34 protein-coding genes are annotated in these 15,951 nt (G+C 63.9%); 24 read left to right on the forward strand and 10 right to left on the reverse strand.

The window, feature by feature from the left end; genetic code table 11:
* From XINFAN_RS10290 to XINFAN_RS10310, 5 genes are all read right to left on the reverse strand, one after another.
* On the reverse strand, window positions 1–430 hold a 430-nt coding region (locus XINFAN_RS10290; protein ID WP_148087145.1), incomplete at its 3' end, for a hypothetical protein.
* Window positions 427–1,029 (reverse strand): hypothetical protein, encoded by a 603-nt coding sequence (locus XINFAN_RS10295; RefSeq protein ID WP_124086535.1) that lies wholly within the window; start codon window positions 1,027–1,029, stop codon window positions 427–429. The genes XINFAN_RS10295 and XINFAN_RS10290, both read right to left, overlap by 4 nt.
* Window positions 1,026–1,718, reverse strand: a complete 693-nt coding sequence (locus tag XINFAN_RS10300; protein ID WP_124086538.1) for a hypothetical protein — start codon at window positions 1,716–1,718, stop codon at window positions 1,026–1,028. Before XINFAN_RS10300 ends, XINFAN_RS10295 begins: the two co-directional genes overlap by 4 nt.
* Window positions 1,715–1,981, reverse strand: coding sequence for a hypothetical protein (locus tag XINFAN_RS10305; protein WP_124086541.1), 267 nt, complete (start codon window positions 1,979–1,981; stop codon window positions 1,715–1,717). Before XINFAN_RS10305 ends, XINFAN_RS10300 begins: the two co-directional genes overlap by 4 nt.
* Complete coding sequence (locus tag XINFAN_RS10310) at window positions 1,978–2,190, reverse strand: hypothetical protein (protein WP_124086544.1); 213 nt, start codon at window positions 2,188–2,190, stop codon at window positions 1,978–1,980. Before XINFAN_RS10310 ends, XINFAN_RS10305 begins: the two co-directional genes overlap by 4 nt.
* Window positions 2,191–2,563: 373 nt before the next feature.
* Between XINFAN_RS10310 and XINFAN_RS10315 the strand changes: the two genes are divergently transcribed.
* Window positions 2,564–2,782 carry a hypothetical protein gene (locus XINFAN_RS10315; RefSeq protein ID WP_124086547.1) on the forward strand — a complete coding sequence of 73 codons (219 nt, stop codon included), beginning with the start codon at window positions 2,564–2,566 and terminating at the stop codon, window positions 2,780–2,782.
* A gap of 31 nt (window positions 2,783–2,813) precedes the next feature.
* Here XINFAN_RS10315 and XINFAN_RS10320 read toward each other — a convergent pair whose 3' ends face one another.
* A complete protein-coding gene (locus XINFAN_RS10320; RefSeq protein ID WP_124086551.1) occupies window positions 2,814–3,233 on the reverse strand; it encodes a hypothetical protein in 420 nt (139 codons plus the stop codon).
* 181 nt (window positions 3,234–3,414) lie between these two features.
* Between XINFAN_RS10320 and XINFAN_RS10325 the strand changes: the two genes are divergently transcribed.
* Complete coding sequence (locus XINFAN_RS10325; RefSeq protein WP_124086554.1) at window positions 3,415–3,696, forward strand: hypothetical protein; 282 nt, start codon at window positions 3,415–3,417, stop codon at window positions 3,694–3,696.
* A gap of 8 nt (window positions 3,697–3,704) precedes the next feature.
* On the opposite strand, the gene XINFAN_RS10330 is transcribed toward XINFAN_RS10325, so the two are convergent.
* Window positions 3,705–3,908 (reverse strand): hypothetical protein, encoded by a 204-nt coding sequence (locus tag XINFAN_RS10330; protein ID WP_124086557.1) that lies wholly within the window; start codon window positions 3,906–3,908, stop codon window positions 3,705–3,707.
* Window positions 3,909–4,004: 96 nt separating this feature from the next.
* Complete coding sequence (locus XINFAN_RS21690; RefSeq protein ID WP_160144589.1) at window positions 4,005–4,172, reverse strand: hypothetical protein; 168 nt, start codon at window positions 4,170–4,172, stop codon at window positions 4,005–4,007.
* Window positions 4,173–4,565: 393 nt separating this feature from the next.
* Here XINFAN_RS21690 and XINFAN_RS10340 point away from each other — a divergent pair, with 393 nt between their 5' ends.
* From XINFAN_RS10340 to XINFAN_RS10350, 4 genes are all read left to right on the forward strand, one after another.
* Window positions 4,566–5,216 (forward strand): LexA family protein, encoded by a 651-nt coding sequence (locus XINFAN_RS10340; protein WP_124086559.1) that lies wholly within the window; start codon window positions 4,566–4,568, stop codon window positions 5,214–5,216.
* Between the two features lie 36 nt (window positions 5,217–5,252).
* Window positions 5,253–5,513, forward strand: a complete 261-nt coding sequence (locus XINFAN_RS10345; protein ID WP_124086561.1) for a hypothetical protein — start codon at window positions 5,253–5,255, stop codon at window positions 5,511–5,513.
* A gap of 40 nt (window positions 5,514–5,553) precedes the next feature.
* On the forward strand, window positions 5,554–5,727 hold the full coding sequence (locus XINFAN_RS21695) for a hypothetical protein (protein ID WP_160144590.1): 174 nt from the start codon (window positions 5,554–5,556) through the stop codon (window positions 5,725–5,727).
* A 444-nt stretch (window positions 5,728–6,171) separates the two neighbouring features.
* On the forward strand, window positions 6,172–6,375 hold the full coding sequence (locus tag XINFAN_RS10350) for a hypothetical protein (protein ID WP_199286402.1): 204 nt from the start codon (window positions 6,172–6,174) through the stop codon (window positions 6,373–6,375).
* Between the two features lie 3 nt (window positions 6,376–6,378).
* Here the strand turns inward: XINFAN_RS10350 and XINFAN_RS10355 are convergent, their stop codons facing one another.
* On the reverse strand, window positions 6,379–6,732 hold the full coding sequence (locus XINFAN_RS10355; protein WP_124086566.1) for a hypothetical protein: 354 nt from the start codon (window positions 6,730–6,732) through the stop codon (window positions 6,379–6,381).
* Between the two features lie 77 nt (window positions 6,733–6,809).
* On the opposite strand from XINFAN_RS10355, the gene XINFAN_RS10360 reads away from it, so the two are divergent.
* From XINFAN_RS10360 to XINFAN_RS10440, 18 genes are all read left to right on the forward strand, one after another.
* Window positions 6,810–7,034: a hypothetical protein gene (locus tag XINFAN_RS10360; RefSeq protein WP_124086569.1), complete on the forward strand. Its 225-nt coding sequence runs from the start codon at window positions 6,810–6,812 to the stop codon at window positions 7,032–7,034.
* Window positions 7,031–7,288, forward strand: coding sequence for a hypothetical protein (locus XINFAN_RS10365; protein WP_124086572.1), 258 nt, complete (start codon window positions 7,031–7,033; stop codon window positions 7,286–7,288). Before XINFAN_RS10360 ends, XINFAN_RS10365 begins: the two co-directional genes overlap by 4 nt.
* The gene (locus tag XINFAN_RS10370) at window positions 7,285–7,479 is read left to right on the forward strand and encodes a hypothetical protein (protein ID WP_124086577.1); all 195 of its coding nucleotides are present in this window, start codon (window positions 7,285–7,287) and stop codon (window positions 7,477–7,479) included. The genes XINFAN_RS10365 and XINFAN_RS10370 overlap by 4 nt, the downstream gene beginning before the upstream one ends.
* 11 nt (window positions 7,480–7,490) lie before the next feature.
* Window positions 7,491–7,685, forward strand: coding sequence for a hypothetical protein (locus XINFAN_RS10375; RefSeq protein ID WP_124086580.1), 195 nt, complete (start codon window positions 7,491–7,493; stop codon window positions 7,683–7,685).
* A gap of 2 nt (window positions 7,686–7,687) precedes the next feature.
* Window positions 7,688–8,020, forward strand: a complete 333-nt coding sequence (locus XINFAN_RS10380) for a YfdP family phage-associated protein (protein WP_124086583.1) — start codon at window positions 7,688–7,690, stop codon at window positions 8,018–8,020.
* A 29-nt stretch (window positions 8,021–8,049) separates the two neighbouring features.
* Window positions 8,050–8,928, forward strand: a complete 879-nt coding sequence (locus XINFAN_RS10385; RefSeq protein WP_124086586.1) for a DUF2303 family protein — start codon at window positions 8,050–8,052, stop codon at window positions 8,926–8,928.
* A gap of 131 nt (window positions 8,929–9,059) precedes the next feature.
* On the forward strand, window positions 9,060–9,497 hold the full coding sequence (locus tag XINFAN_RS10390; protein ID WP_124086589.1) for a tellurite resistance TerB family protein: 438 nt from the start codon (window positions 9,060–9,062) through the stop codon (window positions 9,495–9,497).
* A gap of 3 nt (window positions 9,498–9,500) precedes the next feature.
* Window positions 9,501–9,656: a hypothetical protein gene (locus tag XINFAN_RS21700; protein ID WP_160144591.1), complete on the forward strand. Its 156-nt coding sequence runs from the start codon at window positions 9,501–9,503 to the stop codon at window positions 9,654–9,656.
* A gap of 61 nt (window positions 9,657–9,717) precedes the next feature.
* Window positions 9,718–9,909 carry a hypothetical protein gene (locus tag XINFAN_RS10395; RefSeq protein ID WP_124086592.1) on the forward strand — a complete coding sequence of 64 codons (192 nt, stop codon included), beginning with the start codon at window positions 9,718–9,720 and terminating at the stop codon, window positions 9,907–9,909.
* Complete coding sequence (locus tag XINFAN_RS10400; protein WP_124086595.1) at window positions 9,909–10,196, forward strand: hypothetical protein; 288 nt, start codon at window positions 9,909–9,911, stop codon at window positions 10,194–10,196. The genes XINFAN_RS10395 and XINFAN_RS10400 overlap by 1 nt, the downstream gene beginning before the upstream one ends.
* Window positions 10,196–10,462 (forward strand): hypothetical protein, encoded by a 267-nt coding sequence (locus tag XINFAN_RS10405; protein WP_124086597.1) that lies wholly within the window; start codon window positions 10,196–10,198, stop codon window positions 10,460–10,462. Before XINFAN_RS10400 ends, XINFAN_RS10405 begins: the two co-directional genes overlap by 1 nt.
* Window positions 10,455–10,880 (forward strand): DUF4326 domain-containing protein, encoded by a 426-nt coding sequence (locus XINFAN_RS10410; RefSeq protein WP_124086599.1) that lies wholly within the window; start codon window positions 10,455–10,457, stop codon window positions 10,878–10,880. The genes XINFAN_RS10405 and XINFAN_RS10410 overlap by 8 nt, the downstream gene beginning before the upstream one ends.
* Complete coding sequence (locus XINFAN_RS10415) at window positions 10,873–11,292, forward strand: hypothetical protein (protein ID WP_124086600.1); 420 nt, start codon at window positions 10,873–10,875, stop codon at window positions 11,290–11,292. The genes XINFAN_RS10410 and XINFAN_RS10415 overlap by 8 nt, the downstream gene beginning before the upstream one ends.
* Entirely contained in the window at window positions 11,289–11,552 is a 264-nt protein-coding gene (locus XINFAN_RS10420) for a hypothetical protein (protein ID WP_124086602.1), read from the forward strand. Before XINFAN_RS10415 ends, XINFAN_RS10420 begins: the two co-directional genes overlap by 4 nt.
* A complete protein-coding gene (locus XINFAN_RS10425) occupies window positions 11,545–11,802 on the forward strand; it encodes a hypothetical protein (RefSeq protein ID WP_124086605.1) in 258 nt (85 codons plus the stop codon). Before XINFAN_RS10420 ends, XINFAN_RS10425 begins: the two co-directional genes overlap by 8 nt.
* The gene (locus XINFAN_RS10430; protein WP_124086607.1) at window positions 11,795–12,217 is read left to right on the forward strand and encodes an ASCH domain-containing protein; all 423 of its coding nucleotides are present in this window, start codon (window positions 11,795–11,797) and stop codon (window positions 12,215–12,217) included. The genes XINFAN_RS10425 and XINFAN_RS10430 overlap by 8 nt, the downstream gene beginning before the upstream one ends.
* Window positions 12,210–14,372, forward strand: coding sequence for a DNA cytosine methyltransferase (locus tag XINFAN_RS10435; RefSeq protein WP_124086609.1), 2,163 nt, complete (start codon window positions 12,210–12,212; stop codon window positions 14,370–14,372). The genes XINFAN_RS10430 and XINFAN_RS10435 overlap by 8 nt, the downstream gene beginning before the upstream one ends.
* The gene (locus XINFAN_RS10440) at window positions 14,372–14,581 is read left to right on the forward strand and encodes a hypothetical protein (protein WP_124086611.1); all 210 of its coding nucleotides are present in this window, start codon (window positions 14,372–14,374) and stop codon (window positions 14,579–14,581) included. The genes XINFAN_RS10435 and XINFAN_RS10440 overlap by 1 nt, the downstream gene beginning before the upstream one ends.
* Here XINFAN_RS10440 and XINFAN_RS10445 read toward each other — a convergent pair.
* Window positions 14,563–15,834, reverse strand: a complete 1,272-nt coding sequence (locus tag XINFAN_RS10445; protein WP_124086614.1) for a tyrosine-type recombinase/integrase — start codon at window positions 15,832–15,834, stop codon at window positions 14,563–14,565. The two genes, XINFAN_RS10440 and XINFAN_RS10445, sit on opposite strands and share 19 nt — an antisense overlap.
* Window positions 15,835–15,951: the final 117 nt, after the last annotated feature.

Genomic DNA, 15,951 nt, shown 5'->3' on the forward strand with positions numbered 1-15,951 from the left:
CCCCGGCATGCAGCCCCCCCCCCACGACCTCGGCCACCGACCGATCCGTGGCATCGCTGCGATAGCGCTGCGCAGCCAGATCGTAGCAGGACGAGATCGCGACGAAGATATCGATGCGCATCGCCTTGTCCGGTTCGCGCAGCGGCGCGGCCGGGGCCTCCTTCACAGCCATGGGGACTTTCTCCTTCTGATCGGGTTTCGCGGACGCGGCAGCCTTCCGCTGCGCCTCGCAGGCGGGGCAATGCAGCTTCCCGCGCACCACGGCCCAGCCATGGGCGCAGAGCTTGCGGGTGATCTGGCCCTCGTTCGGGAGCCAGGCGCCACTCGCCGACCGCTCGTAATCGCAGGTGATGGTTTCCTCGCGGGCGCAGCCGTCACAGACCGCTGTGGCGCGATTGACGCCCTTGCCGATGATCGGGCGGATGGTCACGGCACGCCCTCCGGCCCATCGGGCAGCGGGTGCCAGAACGGGAAAAACCGGCCCCAATTCGCGATCTCATTTTGGGTTGTGCCGCCGTCACCACGGCGCAGAGTGCCATCCTCGACCGTGCCGATGATGGCGCAGGACAGCGGCTGCCACCACAGCAGCACGCGCCGCCGATCCAGCATCGTGTCGATGGGTTGCCACACCTTCCCGACAGGTCGGGAGCGGAGGGCGGTGATGGCAGCATTGAGGCGATAGACCAGATCGGTCACCGGCCGCCCGAGACCCGCGATTTGTGCCTCGTGCTGCAACCTATCCAGCTCGGCCTCCGGCGATCCCGTGAGGGCGGACAGATCGGCGACCGGATGCGGTGCGCGCGAAACCATCCGCGCGAGCGCGATTGCCAGCATCGCGCAATACCATTCTGCCCGCTCGCGCCTCCAGGGCCGGCCATCATTGTCCAGATCAAACGACTGATGATCGACGGTCAGGCGCGGCTGGCCGGCCCGGCCGAGGCCGACGAACTGCAACATGGCGGCTTCGAGGTTGGTCAGCGAGCGCCCGGCGCGTTCGGCGGCAATCTCGCGGGTGAGATATTCGGTCATGCGAAAAGCTCCCCCTGCCGGCTGTCCGGCACGTCGCGATAGAGGCGCCGCCGCAGCCAGGCGTTCGGCCCGACGGGCGGGCGGTTCAGATCCCAGACAAACCAGCTGTTGCGCTGCGGCGGCGATCCGCCGCCCCGGAAGTCGATCTTCCAGCAGCACAGATATTCGACCGAGGGCGTGAAGCTGCTGAACAGGTCATCAAACCCGTTGATCCGCGCAGCAGCCCAATCCGCGTTCAGCAACAGCGCCAGATAACCCGGGCGCAGGCCGAGCGCCTGGCGCAGCCAGCGGCCGTGGCCGTCGCGCGCGTTGATCTCGCCATAGGGCGGATTGGTGATCTGGATCGGAGCCGCGGCCGCCCTGAAATCGTAGAAGCTGCGCAGCGTGAGACCGGGCCAGCCTCGGTCCACCACGTCCGAGCCCACCACACCGAACCCATGATCCAGCAGAACCCGGGCAATGTGCCCGGCCCCGACCGCCGTTTCCCAGACCAGATCGCCATGCGCGCGGATGTGGTCGATCTCGACTGCCAGAAAAGCCGCCGTCGCATCCGGCGGCGTCGGGTCATAGTCCAGCGGATCGCGGGTGTCAGTGGGCACCACCACCGGCAGATCAGCCAGCATCGCCTGCGCAGCGGCAGGCTTCGGCTTCGTGGCACGGAACAGGGATTTGGTGCTGGCGGCGGTCATGCCGCCCCCCTCTCGCCCACGCGGCGGCGCAGGTCTTCCAGCAGAGCTTTGGCGGCGGGCGACGGTTCGCGCAGCACGGTGACGACACCATCGACCAGCACTGTCTGGCCTGCGACATGAAAGCCGCTGACCCCGTGGGCCTTATAGAATGCCTCCAGCACCTCGCGCCCCGGTTGGCCGAGCTGGCGCGCCAACTGTATGATCTCGGCCACCGCCCGGTGGAACGGCACCAGATCAGCCCGGAAATCAACCGTCTTCGTCATGCGACCCTCCGGCTGAAAAAGAGAACGACGCTGCGCGAGCGGCAGCTTCGGAACACAGGGAGAGGGGCGGCCAGATCCCGATCGGCTTCGACCTGCCGTTGCCAGGCGCGCAGATCCGCCAGATCGGATTGCAGATCGAGAATCGCCGCTTGCTCGGGCGTAAGCCGGCCGGCCCGCGCGGCTGGAAGGAGACTGAAGCGCCGGGTCATTGCGCTCTCTCCAGTTTACTCTGCGTCAAGGAATTTTTTTCGGCACTTCCAGCGCGGCGGTTATGGGAAAACCCCGTGGAAAAGCCTGAGGGAAAGGAACTTCTTGACCATCAGGACGGTGCGCACCCACATGCTTGGCACAATATCTTGTGTAAGGTTGTTCCAGTTTCCACAAAACACCCACGCATCCCACAAGGTTGTGCGGAACCTTATTCCTTCTTGCACACTGGGAATTTTCCCACTTAGGGATTGAGGCGGGCACCTGAGAAATGCCCGCCCCGGTCAAAGCTGCGCCGTTCGCAAATGCAGCTCCAACTGTGGATCGCGAGATTCCAGCTCTCGATCCACTCGCAGCCAGGAAAGGAAGATTCCTATGGCCACGAATCTGCATACCTTCGACGGGGTGCTGATTAATCCTATCACGATCCGGCGCAAGTATCTCGGCCCCGGAGAAGAGCAGTGGGCACGTCGACGGCGTGAAGAAGGTGAGTTGATCCACGAAATCGCCCACCAGCTCGGCGCCCATCCCTTTCTGGTCAGTAAGGCCATCCGGGAGGCGCGCGTGAGCGACGGGCAGATGATCCTGCTTTGAACCTTTCGCTGGAGGCGGATGGTTTCTGCTCTCAGCCATCGTCCGCCTCCAGCAACGAGGCGAGGCCCTTGACCGCGGTCAGCGCCTCCTGCGCTTCCTTGCGCGCCGTCGAGCGGCAGCCGCGCCCCGAGGCGTAATCCATCGCGGCGCTGACGGCCTCGCCGCTTTCGCGCACCGCCTCGGCCGCAGCCTGCATCAGATTGTGGCCCTGGGCGATCTCGGGCAGAGACCGGGCGAGCCAGCGGCGCACGCAGGGATCGCCGGCGGCATCCTCAAGCGCCATGATCTCATCCAGCGGCCAGCTCAGTTGCCCGCTGTTACGCTTCGAGATCGATCCTTTGGACACTTCGGTCCCAAGCCGGGCGCCGATCAGCGCGGCTGCGGCATCGACGCCGCCGACCTTATCGACCAGCCCCTGCATCAGTGCGCGGATCATCATGCGGTCAGACATGGCACGCCTCCGCAACCGGAGCGCGCCCCGTCAACTTGACATGAATCACCGCTATTCTCAGCGTGGACAGGGAGCCAGAGGCCCGGCTTGCCCGGGGCAGGCCAGACAACCGCGATTGGTTGCGGCGAGAGGGGCGGAATCCCTCCCGCCGCGCATGGCCATCGCAAGAAAGGAAATTGCAATGCCCATGTTCGGGGGCCGCGAGGCCACGTTTTTTGATGAGGATACAGGGGTCGAGCTCAACCGCGTCCCGATCAAACGGAGCAAAATCGAGGCAGGCGCACAAACCGACACTGTGTTCAAATACGCCCGCCTCGGCCTGCCCCAGCACCGCATCGCAGCAATGCTGGGCGTCCACCCTCTCGAAATCTCCGAAATCCTTGGCGACAAGCCGCGTGCGCCCGGCACCAGCGATCTCCACGACGGGCATGGAGACCCGAACCAGCCCGATCTGGAGCTTTGAGCCCGTCCTCATGCCGGCAACTCCGGGCCGGGAGCGAGCGGGTCTGAAAACTCCACATTGACGGATCCATCCTCTTCAAGCGCAGCGGTGACCGAGACGTAATCGCTGAACGCATAGACCTCGGCTCCGCGGACGTTACGCCCGGTATGCTCGGCGATGGCTTTGATGATCGCCTGGGCAAGGGTCAGTTTGGGATAGTCAGGCGAGGGCATGCGAAAACCTCCTGTCGGCCACGGAAACCTTGTTTCCTTGGTGCGCGGCCGCGCCCGTGCGAGGGTCGGGCCATGGAAAACGAGCGTTCCGAATTGCTACGGCGACCGACGGCGCCGCCGTTTGGCGGCGGCCTGAAACGCCTCCCGCTCTTCGCGCTTCCTGCGGGACATCGCGATGTGCGCGATCAGCGCCGCGATGATCGACACGACGGCGGACACCGCCGAAATCGCCAGCAGAACCAGCGGCAGCAGGTCGGCATCCATGTGCATTCTCCGGTGAGAGGGTCAGGAAGGACGGCATCATGCGGCGTCCTGTTCGTCGGGGGAGGACACACCAAAAAGAACATCCTTCTCGTTGAGAATTCGGGGCTTGCTATGACCCTCGGGCCAATTTTCCGAAAACCACAAAAGTGCGGACCACAACCTCCGGGTGGTGATATCCGCGCCTATCCGAAGAGCCCTCAGCTTCTTCGCATCACCGAACACCCGATGCGAAACAGTCTTGTCTTCGGTGACGCCAGTGGCAGCCTTGTAGGCATCCGCCACAAAGATGAGGTGATCAATAGAGCACATGCCGCCCAATATCGGTTATATTACCGACATGTCAACGGTGATCTTACCGATGGCTGTTCTCACCCGGTTCGGTAGAAAAACCGCATGGATATGCTCGCAATTCTTGCTCGCATCGAAGCATGGATCGCCGACCGGCGAGGATCAGGCGACATGGTGACCGTTTCGTCACTCGGGAAGAGGGCGACGGGTTCCCCAGACACCATTCGAAACTGGATCCGCTCAAGAGATGCGGGGCAGAGGATCGGAGCGACAGCGCTCAAGGTCGAGCAGGTTGCTCACGCCATGGGAGTCAGCGCCGAATGGCTGATCGCCGGCGAAGGCGACCCACGCGCGCTCCCGGTGCCCGGTGTCGACCCCGTCCCCTTGATCTCTTGGGTCAGCGCCGGACAACTGGCTGAACAAGACGGAATTATCGATTTTGAGAACTTCCCGCGGATTTATGTGGCCGACTTACCCCCTGGAAGGTGGATAGCCCTCAGGGTTGATGGAAATTCCATGAACAAGATCAGCCCGCACGATTCCGTCATTATTGTTAATATGAACGACAGAGGCCTAGTTTCAGGTAAGTGCTACGTCGTCGCCGATGAAGCAACAGGAGAAGCGACCTACAAAGCGTATGACCCCAAAGCGGATCCGCCATTTCAGCCCCGATCCTACCTACCCATTGACCCACCCAAGTTCGTCGGACCAGCTTTGGTAGTTGGCAGGGTGCATCGAACGATGCTGGATTTATGAAACCTGCCACAGGTTCAGTATGCAGGAGGAAAAGTAATGGCCCAAAAGCCTAGAAAAACATTGATTATCGAAGTCTACAAGGCGGCGACCGCCCTCGTCTTCGCCTTGCTGTTTGCGGGCAGCGCGGCTGCGGGAGTTCTGGGCTGGGGGCTGGATATGCTGTCGCCGACCGTCGCTCTGGCGCTCGCCATCGGCGGCCCGGTGGCGAGCATCGGCGTGTTCGGACCCATTTTCGTGATGTTCGACAACAACGATTTACTGCATGCCATCGCCGAAAACCAGATCACCAAGCCATAAACATGGTGTCGGCGGCGCGGGGGAAATTGAGGGGAGAAGAATGAGCATCCTTGAAATTATAGCTACGGTTCTGATTGCATCTTACGCAATGGCTGGTGGTGCGTTCCTAAACGCTGCGATCACATCACCCGAGAACTGCAAAAAGATACTCGATATCGCCCTCAAGCCAGGCCCCATGAGCGGATATCACAAATTGTGTCTTATGGCGGGTTGATCATATTTATATTGCTGTCTCGCCTGAACCTGTCGCCCGATGGTACGGCAAACATATTCATCTGGCTCGCTGCGACGCACATGGCACTGCTGATTCTGATGATTGCCTGTCGGGCTATCTCAAACCACCTGACAGCACCCACAACGACAGGCCGAGGCTGACGACGACAAACAGCATTGCCCAGAAAACTGCGCGCTCAGTTTTTTTATCACCCATCACCCCTCCCCAGCCCGCTCCGGCGGGCTTTTTGCTGTTCCCCGGCAACAGCGCCGGCCGGGTGATTCTGCCACGAGACCAGCGAACATCGCAACGATAATCGGTTTTATTACCGCATTCTGTTGACTTCGGTTTTATTACCGATATTATGCCTCCCCACCACCCCCGCTGAAGACGCCCAATCCGGACAAATCGCGGGGCTGGCATCGCAACCCGATGGAGGCACCCTTGACCACCCCCAATTTCACCCTTGGCGAGCACGTCTCGATCACCTGCTCCGGCGAGACCGGCCAGGTGATCGGACATGCGATCTACCTCACGAGTTCGACGCAATGCCTCGTGCGCTACCGCGCAGCCAATGGCCGCGCGGTCGAAAAATGGTGGAATGTCGAGGCACTGAGCGCCGCAGACGCACCGCCCGCCGCGGGCTAGGCGTCACGCATGCGGAGCATCGGCGCCACTCGGAAGAGCCTTGACGTGCCCTCGCACGTCAACCGGCAGCGCGTTGAAGGCAGCCCGGACCTTTGCCCGCGCCTCTCTCCACCTGCTGCCAATGGCGATAACCTCGTCGGCCGTCGGAATAGCAGCAGCCCATTGCGGCACGGTGCCCGCGTCAAAAGTCCGGGCGACACCGCCGTAGGCCCGGTGATTCCGGCTGTGAGATACGCCTTTTACGGCCGCAGCCAGCCGGTCGTGGAGAGCGTCTGCCGCACTGTCGGCCTCAGAGAAGGCGCTCCGCGCCGCGACATAGGCCGCCATGAGTTTACCGATATCCACGCCTTCAGACATTTCGCCGCCCTTTTGCCCTGAACCTCCGCAGCACTCTAGCTGCGGCCCGGGTTTTCTCAACCCCGATGGAGGCTCTCGTGCCCGACTATCGCCCCGACCAGATCGAGCACGCCCGGCGCACGCTGGCGCGGCCCGACCTGACGATCTCGCCCGCGCATCGCGCGCTGAATGAGCGGATTGCCCGCCACATCCTGAAATCAGCCGAGGCGCCGCGGCGCAATGTGATCCCGTTCCCTCAACCGGCACGCCCCTGCTGGCCGCCGCTCGATCCATTCACGGCCCCGGGAGGGTCGGCGGCATGAGGCTCTGGTATTTCGAAACCGTCTCAGCCCTCGGCCGCTGGACCCCGAACACCAGCCCCGACCGCCCCGACACCGTGCACCATGGCGGCCATCTGCGGATCAAAACCACCTCGGGCATGGGTCCGAGGGTGCGTGGCATCGTCGAGGTGCCGCCGGAGCATCAGGACCGTCTGTTGCAGGAGCTGCACGGCACCCTCTCGCCCGACGCAAGCGGCGGCGCCGTTGCCCCGACCGGGACCGGAGACGCCGCATGATGCCGCGCGCCTCCTGGTCCGAACCCCTGCGCCGGCACCGCCGCCGCATGACCATCGCAGCCGCGCTCGATCTGGGCACCGCCGCGGCGCTGATCCTGCTGCTGTCCACCCTCGCCGTAATCGGCGGCCGGGCGGTGCTGATCACCCTTCTCAATCTCACCTCGCCCGGCCTGCCGCCGGGCTGCTGCTGAAAGGACCGGACATGAACCGTCTTCTGAAATGGTTTGAATACGGGCACTTGCCGCCCGACCTGCAAGCGGTCAGCCGCCCGGTCGGCGAACTGGCGCAGGAACTCGACAGGCTCCTGCCCGAAGGCGCCGAGAAGACCGCGGGCTTGCGCAAGCTGCTGGAGGCGAAGGACTGCCTCGTCCGCGCCGCCATCGAGGCGAGGGGCTGATCATGGCCGCGCCCCGGAACGAACTCAATTTCCCCGAATTCATCCAGAGCTTCCGCCGCGGCGAGTTGCTGGACGAGGGGAACCAGAAGCTCAACGAGCTGATGGAGGCGATCGGCCAAACCGGCGCGGGGGGGAAACTCTCGCTGACCTTTGACTTCAAGGTCAACAAGGCCGGCCAGATCGAAATCACCCCGAACCTGACGATCAAGAAGCCCGCCCGCGCGCTCGGCACCGGGATCTATTTCGTCAGCGACGACAACCGGCTGACGCGGCGCGACCCGCGGCAGATGGACATTGAGGACGAGATCGAGCGCCGCCGCTCGATGGATGCCTGACCCCCCCCCTCGCCAGACAGGAGACCCCTATGGCACCCGAAAACCCCACCGCAGAGCCGCTGGCCGAGCTGACGATCCAGACCGGCTTTGACATCAGGAACCCCGGCGAGACGCTGGAAACCATCCTGCGGGGCGCGCGCCTCGCCGATCCGATCCTCGAAGGCCCGGACGGCAGGAAATATGCCACCCTGCCGAAAGAATTCACCCTGCGCGAACTGGAGGACGATGCGCGCCTCGATCCGTTCCCCCGCCAGCGCGTCACCGTCGACGATCGCGCCTCACTCTCGGCCTATGCCAACCGTTATTCGGACAGCCGGTCGATCATCATCGCCGACTACGACGCGCTGACGATCTCGGCCCGGCTCGACTGGCACCACCACAATCAGGACAGCGATCAGGCTCTGCGCACCGGGCCGAACGAACACAGCGCCACCCTGAAGCTGCGCCCGTCCGAGGAGTTCATGCGGTGGGATGCGTTCGTGCAGAAGGGTTTCCACGATCAGGAGACCTTCGCGCGCTTCCTGGAAGAGAATTCCTGCGACGTGCATCTGCCCGACCCCGCAACCCTGATCGAGATCAGCCGCGACTTCGAGGCGACGGTCGGCCAGACCTACAAATCCTCGACCCGGCTCGACAACGGCGACCGGAAGATCTTCTTCGAGAGCGACAGCCGGGCGACCCATGACGTGATCGTCCCGCAGAAGATCACGCTGCGGATCCCGTTCTACAACGGCGAACAGCCCTCGGATATAGAGGCGCGCTTCCGCTGGCGTGCCGCCAGTGGTGCGGTTCAGTTCAGGCTGGAATGGCACCGGGTCGAATACCACCGCCGCGCCCACTTCACCGAAATCGCCTACACGGCATCCGAGGAAACCGGCCTGCCGGTGTTCATCGGCCGCGAAGGCTGACCCTTTCGCCGGTGCGCGGCTGCCTTTTGCCCCGCGCCGACTTCCCCCGGTGGCGCACCTGTCCCGACTTGCCACCGGGGTTTTTATCCCCCCCCCGCCGCGCCGCGGCTCAATCCTGAAAGGAAAGTCCTGTGTTTGCACGTCTCAAAGAGAAGCTGTCCGGCAGCGCCGCCCGTCTGAACGGCAAGACCGATCTGCTGGAAGGCATCTGCGCCGCCTGCGTCATGGTCGGCGCCGCCGATGGCGATCTGTCCGATGATGAGGCAACCATCGCGCTCGACCGCCTGCTGAACCACGAAACCCTTTCGGTTGCGTTCAGCGGCACCCAGATCGAAACCGCCTTCGACAAGCAGGCGAAGCGGGCGAAATCCGGCCTCTCCGGTCGCCTCGGGCTCAAGCGTGAGGTCGAGGAAGCGAAGGCGAAATCGACGGCCGACGATCTGGAAATGCTGCTGGTGATCGCGATCGATGTCGCGATGGCTGATGGCGAAATTGGCGACAAAGAGCGCAAGGCCCTCAACGACATCGGCCAGATCGTCGGCCTGTCCGTCGACCGCTATCTCGGCTGACCCATGGCCTGGCTGCGCACCCACGCCCTGCAATGGACCACCAGCGCGGCCCTGACGCTGGCCGGGCTGAGGTTCTTCACCCCGTCGATGGTCGACCTGATCATCGACGGTCTGACCGTGGGCCTGGTCTGGCTCGCCGCGAAACTCGCGCGGCCCTGACGCTCCGGTGACCGGCCCCGCGCGGGCCGGCATCCCGAGCGCCACCAACGAGGACCCCGACATGACGCAACATCCCACCTTCGCCCAGATCGTCTCGGCCGCGAAACGCGCCACGCCCGGCGGCCGCCTGAACGATGACGACAGGGCGGGCCTGATGCGCCGCGCCGCCAATCTTGGGTTGAGCGTGGTCGATGCGAACGCCGTCCTCGACAACGTGCTGCCCCGGCACCCGATCACGCGGGGGATCGAGTGATGTTTGACCGCGATTATTTCACCGTCGAGTCCACGGCCTGCACCATCCCGAAGCGCGGGGCGCAGGCCATCGTCTGCGGCGACAAGCCTAGGAAAAACAAGGACGGCAAAACCAGCTACAGCCTGCGCGCTCCGCTGCTGATTATGCCGCCCGAAATGTGGTCGGACCCCGATGAGACGATGCAGCGCATCGTCAGGGTGCTGAATGAAAACGCTGCCCTGTTTTTCGACAGCGCGAAGGACCGGCAGGCCGAACATGATCGGCGCGTTCTGGCGGGAGAGATCTGATGTCTGACCCCCGCCGATATCTGATTGACCCCAATATCGTCATGCACCGCGGCAGCATCGCCGAGGACGATCTGAAAGTCCGTCTCGTAACCGATGCACTCGAACAGGCTGGCTGGACCGGCGCCGATGGAAAGCCGTTGAACGGGGTCAGTTGGAGCATCCGCCGCGGCGCGGGCCGTCGCGGCGGATACGAGATCGAAATCCGGCGCGATATCCGTCTGTCCAACCAGTCCCGTCTGCCGAAGCCGGATGCCGCTGATGGCTGACCCTGCCCGCCTCCAGCTCTCGCGTGCCCGCGGCTGGCGGATGCCGCCGGGTGCCGTGCGTTGCGATCGAGCGACGGCCCTCGGGAACCCCTGGGCCGCGGGGGAACCCGGCAAGCTCCATCTGCTGACCAGAAGCAGCCCGGGCCGATCGATCTGGTCGATCTGGTCGCCGATGCCGAAGGCCATGACAGTGGTGGACGCGGTGACCGCGCACGCGACCTGGCTGCGCGACGGCACGATCCTGATGCCCGAGAACCTGTCGCCATCGGGCGAGTATCTGATCCGCGACAGCCTGACCGATCTGCGCAGCCTCGTGCTGGACATGCTGCCCCGCTTCCGGGGCTGCAATTTCGCCTGCTGGTGCCGGCCCGGCTCTCCCTGCCACGCCGATACGCTGATGAGGATCGCCAATGGCTGAGAACCCAAGCATCAACCGCTACCTGCGCAACAAGGCCATGGACCATATCGACCATGCCCTGGGCCGCCCCTTCGACCCGATGCGGGAAACCTACCGCAACTATTTCGCGACCGATTGCCCAAGGCGGATCGAGGCGTTTCAAGCCTCGGGCCATTGGGACGATTGCGGCGCCTTCACCGGGATGCGGTATTTCTCGGTCAATGACGCCGGCCGGGCCGCGTTGCGCGACCACCTGCGCACGATCAGGGATCCGCACCGCGCGTGGACGGTCAGCCTGATCGGCTTCGAAATGACCATCATCGCCCGCTCTCGCGGGAAAGCCTTCTACGAGGCTTTTCTGCGCGCGAGCGATAGCCTGGAGCTGGACTTTCGCGATTTCTGCGGCCTCGCCCGGATCAGGAGGGCCGCATGATGGCGATCTATCCGCCCCGGCCTGCCCCCTTCACCTGCGCGATCTGCCTGCAAGAGCGGCCTCCCCCCTGGCAGTCGCGGGATCATATGGACATACCGCCCATCTGCTGGAGCTGCGAACAGGATCAGACCCTGCGCACCGGGAGCTATTACGTCCGAAACCCCGACCAGCGCCTGGCGAAGCAGATCGGCGCGCTGGCCGAAATGTTGCAGATCGAGGCTTATCGCGCCTCGCAAAACATGGGGCCTCTCTATGGCTGAGCGTGATTATGTGTCCACCCCGGTTGCCGACAGCCTCGGCCTGCGCGACGTGATCACCGGCCTCGCGCATGATCTGACCGAGCAACGCGCCGGAAGGATCAGCCCCGCCGAAGCCCTCGCCCGGGCCGCCCTCGCCAAGCAGATCTTCAACGGCGTGCGGTTCTACATGCAGGCGATCAAGACGCTGGAAGGTGCAGCGAAGCCGGTCAGCGATCCGCGCCTGATCGAGGGGGAGAAGGCCGATGGCTGACCCTTTTCCCGGCCTGCCGCTCCTCGCCCTGTCGATCCGCCAGCCTTGGGCCTATGCCATCATCCATCTGGGCAAGCCTGTCGAAAACCGCACATGGGAAACACTTAAGCGCGGCCCGATCTGCATCCATGCAGCCAAAGGTATGACGCAGGCCGAGTGGTGGCGAGCATTCGACTTCATCACCGACGACCTTGATCTCATGCTCCCCGAACCCGCCAATCTGCCGCGCGGCGGCATCATCGGCACGGCCGAGATCGTGGATTGCGTCCGGTCGCACCCCAGCCCGTGGTTCTTCGGCCCCTTCGGGATCGTCCTCGCCAACGTCCGCCCGGTCGAATTCATCCCGGTCAAGGGCGCGCTCAACTTTTTCGACTGGCGGAAGAACCTGAAGGAATCGGGAGGCTCCGATGCTTGATTTCCCCATGATCATCGACAGCTTCGCCGGCGGCGGTGGCGCCTCGACCGGGATCGAGCTGGCCCTCGGCCGCTCGCCCGATGTCGCGATCAACCACAGCGCCGCCGCCCTCGCGCTGCACGCCGCCAACCATCCCGAGACCCTGCATCTGGACAGCAACATCTGGGATGTCGAACCGGCCGAGGTGGCGAAGGGACGCAAGGTCGGGCTGCTCTGGGCCTCGCCCGACTGCAAGCATTTCTCCAAAGCCAAGGGCGGCGCCCCACGCGACCGGAATATCCGGGATCTCGCATGGATCGTGGTCAAATGGGCCGAGCACGTGAAACCCGACGTGATCCTGATGGAGAACGTCGAGGAATTCGTGACATGGGGTCCGCTCGGCGAGGACGGCCAGCCGATCAAAGAGCTGGCCGGGGTGACCTTTGAACTCTGGTTGAAGCGGCTGCGGAAGGCCGGATACCGCGTCCAGTGGCGCGAGCTGCGCGCCTGCGACTACGGCGCTCCTACCATCCGCAAGCGGTGGTTTCTGGTCGCGCGCCGCGACGGCCAGCCGATCAGTTGGCCGAAGCCCACCCATGGCGATCCGAAAAGCCCTGCGGTCAGGAAGGGCAAGTTGCTGCCATGGCGCAGCGCGGCCGAGTGCATCGACTGGCGCGAGCCCTGCCCCTCCATCTTCGACAGCCGGGCCGAAATCCTCGATAAGCACGGCCTGCGCGCGCAGCGGCCGCTGAAGCCGAACACGCTGCACCGGATCGCGCGCGGCATCGCCCGCTATGTGCTGGAGGCCGAGCGGCCCTTCATCGTCAACCTGACCCACGGTGGCCGGGAAGAGGATCTGGCCGAACCCATCCGCACGATCACCGGCGCTCACCGCGGCGAGAAGGCGCTGGTGGTGCCCAGCATCGTCGGCTGCGGCGGCCGCGCCGGTCAGAGCCGCCCGCGCGGTGGCGACGAACCCTTTGCCACGATCACGACCAAAGCCGACGCCTGCGTCATCACACCGGCGCTGGCCACCTATTACGGCCATGGCGAAGGGCGCGGCGTGCGCGGGGCCGAGTTGGCGGACCCGCTGCGCACTGTCACAGTCGAAAACCGCCACGCCCTGATCGCCCCGAGCATCACCCGGTTCAACGGCGGCGCAACCCGACAGGATCTGCGCGACCCGCTGGCGACGGTCACCGCGAACAGCTGGATCAAGAAGCCCGGTGGCGCCGCGCCGCTCGGCCTGATTGCCCCCTGTCTCGCCAGCCTCGCCCACGGCTACAGCGGAGGACGGCGGGAATACTCGCTTGAGGAAGCCCTCGGCACCGTTACCGTGGGAGGGATCCAGCACGCGCTGGTTGCGCCGCATCTTCTGAGCCTCAAGGGATCGTCGCGGCGCATGGCACCGATCGACAGGCCGCACCCGACCGTGCTGGCCGAAGGAAACCACAGCGCCCTGATCGCCGCCAGCATGATCCAGACCGGCTATGGCGAGCGTCCCGGCCAGGAGGCCCGCGCCCTCGATATCGGCAAGCCGCTCGGCACCGTTGTCGCGGGCGGCGTGAAACACGCGCCCGTGGCCGCGTTCCTCGCCCAGCAGAACAACGACAGCCGTCGGATCGGCGGCGTCAACCCCGGCCGACCCGCCGGGGATCCTCTTTCCACCATCTGCGCGAGCGGCAGCCACCAGAACCTCACCACCGCATGGTTCGCCAAATACTACGGCACCGGCGACGGCGCCCGCATGGATGAGCCGGCGCATACGATCACGGTCAAGGACCGGCTGGCCCATATGCAGGCGGATCTGGCCGCCCCGCCCTTCGGTCCTGAGCATGAGCCGAAGGCCCGGGCCGTCGCCGATCTGCTGCGCGAATACGGCCTCTGGGATGATCGGGAATTCGTCACGCTCTCGATCGACGGCGCCGAGTTTGTGATCGTCGATGTCGGGATGCGGATGCTGACCCCGCGCGAGTTGTTCCGCGCGCAGGGCTTCCCGGATCACTATGTGATCGAGGGGGTCTGGGAGGGGCTGGACGGCGACAATCCGACCTTCCGGCCCTTTCCGAAGGACGTGCAGGTCTCATGCTGCGGCAACAGTGTCTGCCCGCCGCTGGCCGAGGCGCTGGTCAGGGCTAACTGCGCCCATCTGATTGTGAGGGAGGAGGCGGCTTAATGGGCAGGCCCTTCCTCTATCAGGGCATTTGCATCGAGCGCTTGCGCCGCGCTCATGCCAAGGTGGCAGTCATTGCAATGGATGATCGGGCGGCGCTGGTAATCTTTGAGCGCCTCGACAGGGAACTGCGTGCCGCCGAAGCAATGCAGGCCAATGATCCTGTTTCAGCTGCTCGGCGGCTTCTTGCCACTCAGAACGCCACTGACTGAAGAATACCGGCCGACATCTCAAGAGAGGCCCCCGCACCGTATCGTTCGCGCTTCAATTTGTGCCCCATGAGGTCAGCCCGGATGCGCTCATCCACGCCCGCAGCCAGCAATCGATCCTCAAAGCTGTGCCTCAGTCCGTACATGCTGTGTTCATCGGACTGCATCAGACCGTTTTCCCGCATGAATTTGTTTATGGTCGCGCTTAGTGAGCCATTGGCGCGATAGCGCGGAAACCCCTCGGGGTGTTCCTTCAGGCCTTTCAGGCTAACCCCGACCAGCGGCAACTTTCGCCGTGAATGTGGCGTTTTGAGCTGACGCCCTTCCGGCTCGATGGATATGTGTGGGACATCGTGATCAAGATGAATGTGCTGAGGCAGCAGGCCTGCAATCTCGGCGGGGCGGCATCCGGTGTTGATCATCACCAGCAGGATACCGCGCGCCTGGTCATTCATTCCGTTCAGCGCGCCCTTCCGGAGAATATGATCGAGGATCCATTCATCGCTGAAAGGCAGGCGCGTATTCTGCTCTCCCTCTGCGAACGCCAGGCGCTCGAAGGGAAGATCGAGCTTCAGGCGCTTCATTTCATTCACGGTGCGAAGGATGCTGACCAGCGTGGAGATATCCTTATTTGCGCTGTTGGCCGTCAGGCCTTCGTCGCGGATCCTCTCCCACCACCATTGGCGATAATCGAGCATGTTATCCCGATTGATCTGATCGATGGCCAGATCGCCGATGACTTCCAGGAAGTTCGCGACCGCGCGCTTGCGCTGGTTGCGCCAGATCCGCATCTGGTTCGGGTCTTTCCCGTGGACCCGCTCTTCAGCAAGCCCCCAGTAAATCTCCAGCGCCTTTGAAATGCTGAGCTGCGGGGTCTTCGCGAGACCGAGCATAGCGGAGGCATCAACCCGCATCGCGCGCGGGTCGCCTGCGTCAGGAATTGCCTCCACCCGGTCCAGAAGTTCAGAGAGCGGGCGTCTTGCAACCTGAGTTGCCGGAAGGTAGGCAAAACCCCTCGTCTGGGCGAGGTCGCGAGCGGCCTCGAAGCGTGCCAGCGCATCATCCGAACGACCGGAAAGGCGGGCCTCCCATCCCTGAATGCAGTTCTCCCAGACGACCGCGGCTTTCGCCTCAGCCTCCCGAAATGAATCTGTTTTGAGGGAAGCCACATACCAGGGCCGCTCCTCGACACGCTCGTAACGCACCGGCACCCGGCGCTTGATGTAATAGGTTTTGCCGCGTCGAATAATGCTCATATCGCAAGTGATAGAGCGGGAAAGCCCGTTATCAAAGCGGAAATGATGCACAAAATGAGTTACCGGAAAATCGTCTCAGGCCAACCTGAACGGCAAAGGTGAGAAGCAAAATGACCA

Source organism: Pseudogemmobacter humi, assembly GCF_900609055.1.
Classification (GTDB): Bacteria; Pseudomonadota; Alphaproteobacteria; order Rhodobacterales; family Rhodobacteraceae; genus Pseudogemmobacter; species Pseudogemmobacter humi.

Coding starts and splice junctions, on each gene's coding strand:
- XINFAN_RS10295 (WP_124086535.1), bottom strand. CDS start 1,029: ATGACCGAATATCTCACCCGCGAGATTGCCGCCGAACGCGCCGGGCGC.
- XINFAN_RS10300 (WP_124086538.1), bottom strand. CDS start 1,718: ATGACCGCCGCCAGCACCAAATCCCTGTTCCGTGCCACGAAGCCGAAG.
- XINFAN_RS10305 (WP_124086541.1), bottom strand. CDS start 1,981: ATGACGAAGACGGTTGATTTCCGGGCTGATCTGGTGCCGTTCCACCGG.
- XINFAN_RS10310 (WP_124086544.1), bottom strand. CDS start 2,190: ATGACCCGGCGCTTCAGTCTCCTTCCAGCCGCGCGGGCCGGCCGGCTT.
- XINFAN_RS10315 (WP_124086547.1), top strand. CDS start 2,564: ATGGCCACGAATCTGCATACCTTCGACGGGGTGCTGATTAATCCTATC.
- XINFAN_RS10320 (WP_124086551.1), bottom strand. CDS start 3,233: ATGTCTGACCGCATGATGATCCGCGCACTGATGCAGGGGCTGGTCGAT.
- XINFAN_RS10325 (WP_124086554.1), top strand. CDS start 3,415: ATGCCCATGTTCGGGGGCCGCGAGGCCACGTTTTTTGATGAGGATACA.
- XINFAN_RS10330 (WP_124086557.1), bottom strand. CDS start 3,908: ATGCCCTCGCCTGACTATCCCAAACTGACCCTTGCCCAGGCGATCATC.
- XINFAN_RS21690 (WP_160144589.1), bottom strand. CDS start 4,172: ATGGATGCCGACCTGCTGCCGCTGGTTCTGCTGGCGATTTCGGCGGTG.
- XINFAN_RS10340 (WP_124086559.1), top strand. CDS start 4,566: ATGGATATGCTCGCAATTCTTGCTCGCATCGAAGCATGGATCGCCGAC.
- XINFAN_RS10345 (WP_124086561.1), top strand. CDS start 5,253: ATGGCCCAAAAGCCTAGAAAAACATTGATTATCGAAGTCTACAAGGCG.
- XINFAN_RS21695 (WP_160144590.1), top strand. CDS start 5,554: ATGAGCATCCTTGAAATTATAGCTACGGTTCTGATTGCATCTTACGCA.
- XINFAN_RS10355 (WP_124086566.1), bottom strand. CDS start 6,732: ATGTCTGAAGGCGTGGATATCGGTAAACTCATGGCGGCCTATGTCGCG.
- XINFAN_RS10365 (WP_124086572.1), top strand. CDS start 7,031: ATGAGGCTCTGGTATTTCGAAACCGTCTCAGCCCTCGGCCGCTGGACC.
- XINFAN_RS10370 (WP_124086577.1), top strand. CDS start 7,285: ATGATGCCGCGCGCCTCCTGGTCCGAACCCCTGCGCCGGCACCGCCGC.
- XINFAN_RS10375 (WP_124086580.1), top strand. CDS start 7,491: ATGAACCGTCTTCTGAAATGGTTTGAATACGGGCACTTGCCGCCCGAC.
- XINFAN_RS10380 (WP_124086583.1), top strand. CDS start 7,688: ATGGCCGCGCCCCGGAACGAACTCAATTTCCCCGAATTCATCCAGAGC.
- XINFAN_RS10385 (WP_124086586.1), top strand. CDS start 8,050: ATGGCACCCGAAAACCCCACCGCAGAGCCGCTGGCCGAGCTGACGATC.
- XINFAN_RS21700 (WP_160144591.1), top strand. CDS start 9,501: ATGGCCTGGCTGCGCACCCACGCCCTGCAATGGACCACCAGCGCGGCC.
- XINFAN_RS10395 (WP_124086592.1), top strand. CDS start 9,718: ATGACGCAACATCCCACCTTCGCCCAGATCGTCTCGGCCGCGAAACGC.
- XINFAN_RS10400 (WP_124086595.1), top strand. CDS start 9,909: ATGTTTGACCGCGATTATTTCACCGTCGAGTCCACGGCCTGCACCATC.
- XINFAN_RS10405 (WP_124086597.1), top strand. CDS start 10,196: ATGTCTGACCCCCGCCGATATCTGATTGACCCCAATATCGTCATGCAC.
- XINFAN_RS10410 (WP_124086599.1), top strand. CDS start 10,455: ATGGCTGACCCTGCCCGCCTCCAGCTCTCGCGTGCCCGCGGCTGGCGG.
- XINFAN_RS10415 (WP_124086600.1), top strand. CDS start 10,873: ATGGCTGAGAACCCAAGCATCAACCGCTACCTGCGCAACAAGGCCATG.
- XINFAN_RS10420 (WP_124086602.1), top strand. CDS start 11,289: ATGATGGCGATCTATCCGCCCCGGCCTGCCCCCTTCACCTGCGCGATC.
- XINFAN_RS10425 (WP_124086605.1), top strand. CDS start 11,545: ATGGCTGAGCGTGATTATGTGTCCACCCCGGTTGCCGACAGCCTCGGC.
- XINFAN_RS10430 (WP_124086607.1), top strand. CDS start 11,795: ATGGCTGACCCTTTTCCCGGCCTGCCGCTCCTCGCCCTGTCGATCCGC.
- XINFAN_RS10435 (WP_124086609.1), top strand. CDS start 12,210: ATGCTTGATTTCCCCATGATCATCGACAGCTTCGCCGGCGGCGGTGGC.
- XINFAN_RS10440 (WP_124086611.1), top strand. CDS start 14,372: ATGGGCAGGCCCTTCCTCTATCAGGGCATTTGCATCGAGCGCTTGCGC.
- XINFAN_RS10445 (WP_124086614.1), bottom strand. CDS start 15,834: ATGAGCATTATTCGACGCGGCAAAACCTATTACATCAAGCGCCGGGTG.